The sequence below is a fragment of the Brevibacillus schisleri genome (assembly GCF_055685845.1).
In genome coordinates this window covers 1-7,500 of the sequence record NZ_JBVNDM010000001.1, presented here as the reverse complement: position 1 = coordinate 7,500, position 7,500 = coordinate 1, and the positions used below count along the sequence as shown (strand labels likewise).

The window sequence follows — 7,500 nt, the reverse complement described above, 5'->3', positions numbered from 1 at the left end:
TCCGTTGCCTTACCGCTTGGCTATACCCCAATAGCCATGAAGTAAAGATGGTGGGGAGAGACGGATTCGAACCGCCGAACCCGGAGGGAGCAGATTTACAGTCTGCCGTGTTTAGCCACTTCACTATCTCCCCAAGCTTGTCCTTCAAAAGCAAAGCTTATTCAACTTTCAAAGAAAAAGTGGTGCCGGCAATAGGACTTGAACCCACAACCCCCTGATTACAAGTCAGGTGCTCTACCAATTGAGCTATACCGGCGCGCTTTGTATAAATGGTGGCTCGGGACGGAATCGAACCGCCGACACGAGGATTTTCAGTCCTCTGCTCTACCGACTGAGCTACCGAGCCTCAAGCGTAATTGTTTCGCCATCGCTTGAGAAAAATGGCGGAGCTGACGGGACTCGAACCCGCGACCTCCGGTGTGACAGACCGGCGTGAACTCCAACTTCACCACAGCTCCATGTAAAACATTCAGTTGTTAAAAGTGGTGGAGGCTGACGGGATCGAACCGCCGACCCTCTGCTTGTAAGGCAGATGCTCTCCCAGCTGAGCTAAGCCTCCAGGACCCCTGCTTTTGCAGGGCGTTTTGCTAGGTGACCCGTAGGGGATTCGAACCCCTGAATGACAGCGTGAAAGGCTGCTGTGTTAAACCGCTTCACCAACGGGCCATTTGAATGGCTCCTCGGGACGGACTCGAACCGCCGACCGATCGGTTAACAGCCGATTGCTCTACCAACTGAGCTACCGAGGAATAATGATGTTTTAGAATGGTGGAGCTGAACGGGATCGAACCGATGACCTCCTGCTTGCAAGGCAGGCGCTCTCCCAACTGAGCTACAGCCCCATCCTAACGGTTTCGTGACACGGTTTGTCATGTCAACTATGTAAGTGGTGGGCCTAGGCTGACTCGAACAGCCGACCTCACGCTTATCAGGCGTGCGCTCTAACCAACTGAGCTATAGGCCCGTAATTACTTCCGGAACTTTAATCTATCACACTTTTAAGTTCATTGCAATAGAAAATTTGATTTTTTTTATTGTGTGGGTGAACTTTTTTTGTGAAAGACGAGGTTAACAAAAGCAAAATCTATTATAAGTCATGTTCATCGTATATTTCAAATGTATTTTTATATTTTCATTAAGAAAAAGCTTGCCCGGTAAAGGACAAGCTTTTCTCCGTTCCCAATTTAAATATCTAGATCGCGTACATTTGCCGCGTATTGCTCAATAAACTCCCTGCGAGGCTCTACTTCGTCACCCATCAGCGTCTCAAACACCATATCGGCATCCATAGCATCCTCAAGATCTACCTGAAGCAACGTACGGACTTCTGGGTCCATTGTAGTCTCCCACAATTGATCCGCGTTCATCTCACCTAGTCCTTTATAGCGTTGGACGTTCGGCTTCGGTTGAGACTTCAAGGTAGCGAGAACCTCATCACGCTGCCTGTCAGTATAAGCATAATGCAGCGTCTTCCCTTGCTTAATGCTGTAGAGAGGCGGCTGGGCAATATAAATATACCCCGCTTCAATCAATTGTTTCATGTAGCGGAAGAAGAACGTCAGCAAAAGCGTACGAATATGCGATCCGTCGACGTCGGCGTCCGTCATAATAACGACTTTGTGGTAGCGTGCCTTTGTAATATCAAAGTCTTCGCCAACACCCGTTCCCAAAGCCGTAATAATGGCACGGATCTCGTTGTTGCCGAGAATTTTGTCCAGACGCGCTTTTTCTACGTTCAATACCTTCCCGCGAAGAGGAAGAATAGCTTGGAAATGACGATCGCGTCCCATCTTCGCAGAACCACCCGCAGAGTCACCCTCTACAATGAACAGTTCAGATTCGGATGCGTCCTTGGAAGAGCAGTCCGCCAGTTTACCCGGCAAAGCACTTACTTCCAGCGCACTCTTACGACGAGTCATTTCACGCGCTTTACGAGCTGCCTCACGGGCACGAGATGCCATGAGCGCTTTTTCCACAACTTTTTTGGCTACACCCGGATTTTCTTCCATAAAGGTGTTAAAACGGTCACCGAAGACAGACTCGGTAATGCTACGCGCTTCCGAGTTGCCCAGCTTTGTTTTTGTTTGTCCTTCGAACTGAGGCTCTTGAATTTTCACGGAGATAATCGCGGTAATGCCTTCACGCACATCGTCCCCGGAAAGATTCGGATCCTTTTCCTTCAGGAAGTTAAACTTGCGGCTGTAGTCGTTGATAACACGCGTAAGAGCCGTTTTAAATCCGGTTTCGTGAGTCCCGCCTTCATGCGTGTTGATGTTATTGGCAAAAGAGTAGATGTTGCTCACGTAGCTGTCGTTGTACTGAAGGGCAACCTCGACGACAAGACCTTCTTTTTCCCCTTCGCAATAAATCACATCATCATGCAGGGCTTCCCGGTTTTTATTCAAGTATTCTACGAACTGGATGATACCGCCCTCGTAGTGGAAGGACTCTTCCTTCTCATGATCTGGGCGCGTATCCTTCAGTGTGATGCGCAATCCTTTGTTCAGGAACGCCAGCTCGCGAATACGTTTTTGCAAAATCTCGTATTCAAATACCGTTGTTTCGGTAAAAATAGTCGGGTCGGGCTTGAAGGTAACTTTTGTTCCCGTCTCTTCGGTCTCGCCCACAACAGCAAGATCGGCATCCGGTGCGCCTACTTTAAAGCGCATGTAGTATACCTGGTTATTTTGTTTAACCTCGACTTCCATCCATTCGGATAGCGCGTTCACTACCGAGCTACCTACCCCGTGAAGACCGCCGGACACTTTGTATCCGCCACCGCCGAATTTACCACCGGCGTGCAATACAGTCAAAACGGTTTCAACAGTGGACTTCCCGGTCTTTTCATGAATGCCAGTCGGGATTCCTCGACCGTTATCGGTTACAGATACGGAGTTGTCTGGATGAATGACCACCAAGATCTCGTCGCAATAACCGGCTAACGCCTCGTCAATGGCATTGTCGACAATCTCCCATACCAGGTGATGCAAACCCCGGCTGCTGGTCGACCCGATGTACATGCCGGGACGTTTCCGAACTGCCTCTAACCCTTCCAGTACCTGAATCTGACTCGCATCGTAGTTTGTATCTTTCGTCGTCACTTGATCCACTACTCTGTCAACTCCTCCACTTCAGCTTGTACAAAGGGAAACTGATCCAAGCTGTCCACGAACTGAGCGCGTCGCTTCAGCGTCAGAGAAGAAATAGGTGAACAGTAAATGGCATTCTGGGTGATTACATAAGACTTCGTTTCTTCCTCGCTATGGTCAACAACTGTCTTACTTTTTTCGAGTAAGAACGCTTTATTGATTTTTGAGGATTTCACAGTCTGATGATCGAGGATGGAAATAACTTCCTTCGTGCTCACCACAGTATCTCCACCAATGTGAATAAACATCCCTGTACCCCCTACCTTTCTCCGGAGATTTTCCCTTCCCTCACGTAAAAACGAGAGGCTTGCTGGAGAACCTGATGCTTTAAGCCTTCCACACCTGTGGTACTTACAAACGTCTGTACTCGATCCTGAATGGTTTCGAGCAGCAGTGTTTGCCGATGTTCATCCAACTCTGACAAGACATCATCCAACAACAGAACGGGGTATTCTCCCACTTCTTCTTTAATCAGCTCAATTTCGGCTAATTTAATGGACAGCGCACTGGTGCGTTGCTGTCCCTGGGAACCATACGTTTGCACATCCATGTTGTTCACTTTAAGTGAAAAATCATCACGGTGTGGCCCAATAAGGGTGCTCCCCCGCATGATTTCCCGGTCGCGAACCTCTTCGTAGGCAGCAAGCATTTTATCTACAGCCTGATCTATCGTCATCTCTTCTGTAACGGGCGATGAGTTAACGTAATGCAAAGAAAGTCTTTCCCTGCCATCGGTGATGCCGGTGTGGATTTCTTGTGCCCACGTCTCCAGCTTCCGAATGAACTCAAAACGCTTTCGTAACAATTTTACCGCTAAATCGGCTAATTGGGTATTCCAAATTGCCAGCATTTCCAGCGAGTTACTTTTTTTCATGGCCAAATCCTTTAAAAGCTGATTTCGCTGGGCCAGCACTTTGTTGTAATTGCTCAAATAATAAAGATACGTAGGTGAAACCTGACCGATTTCCATATCGATGAAGCGTCTGCGCTGGGCAGGTGCGCCTTTGACAATGGAAAGATCCTCGGGTGCAAACATGACGACATTCAATGCCCCCACATAGGCGCTCAGCTTCTGCTGTTCCATTCCGTTGATTTTGGCCCGCTTTCCCTTGGTTGTCAACTGTAGCTCTAAACGAACAGAACCGTAGCGACGAAGAACATCGCTACGGATCGTGGCATAATCGGCATCCCAGGAAATGAGCTCCTTGTCACGAGGCGTTCGGTGGGATTTGGCGAGTGCCAAAACATAGATCGATTCGAGAGCATTCGTTTTCCCTTGAGCATTGTTGCCAATAAATAACTGAATGGGACCGTCAAACGACAGGGACATCGTTTCGTAGTTGCGATAATTGGTTAGCGACAGGTTCTTGAGGAACAAGAATCACGCTCTCCTCTCAGGGGCGTACCACTTGATAGCGACCATAGCCTTCAATCGCCACTTCATCGCCAGGATATAGCTTGCGTCCACGTCTGTTGTCCAGCTCTCCATTAATTTGGATCGGAACCTCAGCCAAAAAAGCTTTGGCCATTCCCCCCGTGTCAATGATTTCAGCCAGCTTCAAAAATTGGCCGAGAGCAATATAGTCTGTGCTAATGGAAACCTCACGCATGGCTTGGCTCCTTTCTTTTACGTAAAAACATTTTAGTACGTACGAACCGGCAAAATCAAATGGAGCATCCAGTCGTGATCGGTCGGACGAATCACAAAGGGACTCATCGGGCCGCTGAAGCTCGCTTTGATTTCTGCGCTATCAATTGCACGCAGCGCATCGATCATGTATTTGGCGTTGAAGGAAATTTTCAATTCTTCGCCATTCATTGCTTTTGGCATCAAAATGTCCGTTACTTTCCCGATCTCAGGTGCATTGGACGTAATTTCGACGGTTCCATCAGGCATCGTAACGAGCTTGACTACGTTCGATTTGCCTTCGCGGCTCAGCAAGGAAGCGCGCTCGATAGATTGCAAAAACTCCTTGGTGCTCACAGTGATCTCCGTTTTGCTGCCTTGTGGAATAATTCTGGTCGTGTCCGGATAGGTTCCTTCCAAGAGACGGGAATAGAACAGGATATGCTTGGACTTCACAAGAATTTGGTTGTCCGCAACAACGATATCCGCGAGATTTTGGTCGTCATCTAATATTTTTACCAATTCATTGCAGCTTTTACCCGGAACTACCACGTTGTGGAAAGAAAGATCCTCTGGGCATTCAACCATTGCGGTACGGCTAGCTAAGCGATGGCTGTCGGTTGCCACAAAACGCAATTTGCCTTGATCAAGCGACCACATTAAACCGGTCAAGATCGGGCGCATTTCGGAAGTGGAAACACCAAAAACCGTCTGGCGAATCATTGCCTTCAGTAAATCACAGGGAACACTGAAGACTTTATCTTCTTCCAGATGCGGCAATTGTGGATATTCGTTGGCATCCATTCCGTTAATGGTGAACTCAGCTTGTCCGGAACGAATTTTGGTTGCGAGACGATCATCCACTTGAATATCGATTTCATTGCTTGGCAGCTTGCGCACGATTTCGCTGAAAATACGTGCAGTCAACACAATGCTACCAGGTTGATGTACGGTTACTCCCCATTCTCCGGCTTCTTCCATCGGGATCTGAACTTCAATAGACACATCAGAATCGCTTGCTGTTAGTGTCAAGCCTTCGTCATCCGTTTTGATTTTAATCCCGGTCAAAATTGGAATCGTAGTTCTGCTAGAAACTGCTTTGCTAACATGCGATACGGCGTTCGATAGCTTTTCACGCTGAACGGTAATATGCATCGACGTGAGCCTCCCTCTCCGGCGCCATTATTTTTGGTTGGAATCTGCATAATGGCTGCGCCTTTATCATAACTTATTAGGATAGATCTTTTTAACAGAAGTAGTAATAGGGCCTGTGGATTTGTGGATATGTGGGTCCAATACGTAAAAGAGAGCCTATACACATGTGGGTAAGTTGTGTATAGGCTTTTTGCGTTATGCACAGGTTCAATGGTTTGCTTTTAACTTTTCAATGAGCGACTGAATGGTTGTTTGCATATGAGGGTCATTTGCCAGCGCACGAGAGATTTTCTCATGGGCATGGATGACTGTCGTATGGTCACGACCACCAAATTCATCACCGATTTTCGGCAAAGAGGCATCCGTCAGCTCTCTGGAGAGATACATCGCAATTTGACGGGGGAAAGCAACGGTTTTTGTCCGTTTTTTCGCCTTGAAATCTTCTAGTTTCAGGCTGAACGCTTCTCCGACTGTTCGTTGGATGTCCATAATGGTAATCACGCGTGGGCGGGAGGAAGGGATAATGTCTTTCAGTGCTTCCGCTGCCAGCTGCGTGTCGATATCGCGATTAATCAAGGAGGAGTAGGCAACAACACGAATCAATGCGCCTTCCAACTCGCGGATGTTGCTGTCGATCTGGTTGGCGATGTACGCCATTACCTCATTAGGGATATCAAGATTTTCTGCTTTCGCCTTTTTGCGCAAAATCGCAATCCGCGTTTCGAGGTCTGGCGGCTGAATATCAGTAATCAGTCCCCATTCGAAGCGTGAGCGGAGGCGATCCTCCAGTGTCGGGATTTCCTTAGGAGGCCGATCGGAGGAGATGATGATTTGTTTGCTTTCTTCATGCAAGGCATTGAAAGTATGGAAAAACTCTTCTTGTGTCGATTCTTTGCCTGCCAAAAACTGAATGTCATCAATTAAAAGAACGTCAACACTCCGGTATTTATTGCGGAATTCGACGGCTTTGTTGTCACGAATAGAGTTGATGAATTCATTGGTGAATTTCTCAGACGACAAATAGACCACTTTCGCCGATGGGTTGTGCTGAATGACATAATGGCCAATTGCATGCATTAAATGGGTTTTGCCAAGTCCGACTCCTCCGTAAATGAAGAGGGGATTGTAAGCTTTCGCAGGAGCTTCCGCAACCGCAAGCGATGCGGCGTGAGCGAATCGATTCCCTGAGCCGATGACAAACGTGTCAAAGGTGTATTTGGGATTTAAGATGCTGGGTGGCTGGTCATCCGCGACTGCTGGCGGTTCACTCATTTTCACCCGTGGGGCAGGTTGTTCGTCAGCAAAAGCCGCATCAGGATTTTGCATCGCGACGAACTTTACTTTCATATTGATACCCGTCACTTCATATAGTGTATCGGTAATCAGTTGTGCGTACCTGGTTTCTAGCCAATCACGAGCAAAGTCGTTTGGTGCGACGACGATCAGTGCATCCTCTTCTAATGTAGTTGCCTTTGTCGCCTTCAGCCAGGTATCAAAACTGGGTTTGCTTAGCGATTTTTCTATCTTGGCGAGTACTTTGCGCCATAGTTCGCTAATCGCTGCATCCAA

General features: G+C 47.8%; 6 protein-coding genes and 10 tRNA genes (1 of these 16 only partly in view). All 16 read right to left on the bottom strand.

From position 1 onward, the window contains the following. Positions 1-30: transfer RNA gene (locus ACUUHJ_RS00080), tRNA-Gln, on the bottom strand; it reaches 45 nt to the left of the window's first position. An 18-nt stretch (positions 31-48) separates the two neighbouring features. Further along, positions 49-133 (bottom strand) — tRNA-Tyr (locus tag ACUUHJ_RS00075). A 47-nt stretch (positions 134-180) separates the two neighbouring features. Further along, a tRNA-Thr gene (locus tag ACUUHJ_RS00070) sits at positions 181-256 on the bottom strand. Positions 257-270: 14 nt separating this feature from the next. Further along, positions 271-346, bottom strand: a tRNA-Phe gene (locus tag ACUUHJ_RS00065). 35 nt (positions 347-381) lie between these two features. Further along, positions 382-458: transfer RNA gene (locus ACUUHJ_RS00060), tRNA-Asp, on the bottom strand. Between the two features lie 25 nt (positions 459-483). Next, positions 484-559 (bottom strand) — tRNA-Val (locus ACUUHJ_RS00055). Between the two features lie 33 nt (positions 560-592). Continuing rightward, positions 593-666, bottom strand: a tRNA-Glu gene (locus ACUUHJ_RS00050). 7 nt (positions 667-673) lie between these two features. Further along, a tRNA-Asn gene (locus ACUUHJ_RS00045) sits at positions 674-749 on the bottom strand. Positions 750-766: 17 nt separating this feature from the next. Next, a tRNA-Ala gene (locus ACUUHJ_RS00040) sits at positions 767-842 on the bottom strand. Between the two features lie 45 nt (positions 843-887). Continuing rightward, positions 888-964: transfer RNA gene (locus ACUUHJ_RS00035), tRNA-Ile, on the bottom strand. Positions 965-1,184: 220 nt separating this feature from the next. After that, positions 1,185-3,110, bottom strand: a complete 1,926-nt coding sequence (gene gyrB, locus ACUUHJ_RS00030) for a DNA topoisomerase (ATP-hydrolyzing) subunit B (protein ID WP_289675397.1) — start codon at positions 3,108-3,110, stop codon at positions 1,185-1,187. Continuing rightward, complete coding sequence (remB, locus tag ACUUHJ_RS00025; RefSeq protein ID WP_007720118.1) at positions 3,110-3,397, bottom strand: extracellular matrix regulator RemB; 288 nt, start codon at positions 3,395-3,397, stop codon at positions 3,110-3,112. Before remB ends, gyrB begins: the two co-directional genes overlap by 1 nt. Positions 3,398-3,408: 11 nt before the next feature. Next, complete coding sequence (recF, locus tag ACUUHJ_RS00020; RefSeq protein WP_012683787.1) at positions 3,409-4,527, bottom strand: DNA replication/repair protein RecF; 1,119 nt, start codon at positions 4,525-4,527, stop codon at positions 3,409-3,411. Between the two features lie 16 nt (positions 4,528-4,543). Beyond that, complete coding sequence (gene yaaA, locus ACUUHJ_RS00015) at positions 4,544-4,759, bottom strand: S4 domain-containing protein YaaA (protein ID WP_012683786.1); 216 nt, start codon at positions 4,757-4,759, stop codon at positions 4,544-4,546. Between the two features lie 32 nt (positions 4,760-4,791). Continuing rightward, positions 4,792-5,931, bottom strand: a complete 1,140-nt coding sequence (gene dnaN, locus ACUUHJ_RS00010; RefSeq protein WP_012683785.1) for a DNA polymerase III subunit beta — start codon at positions 5,929-5,931, stop codon at positions 4,792-4,794. A gap of 207 nt (positions 5,932-6,138) precedes the next feature. Beyond that, positions 6,139-7,500 (bottom strand): chromosomal replication initiator protein DnaA, encoded by a 1,362-nt coding sequence (gene dnaA / locus ACUUHJ_RS00005; RefSeq protein ID WP_172139848.1) that lies wholly within the window; start codon positions 7,498-7,500, stop codon positions 6,139-6,141.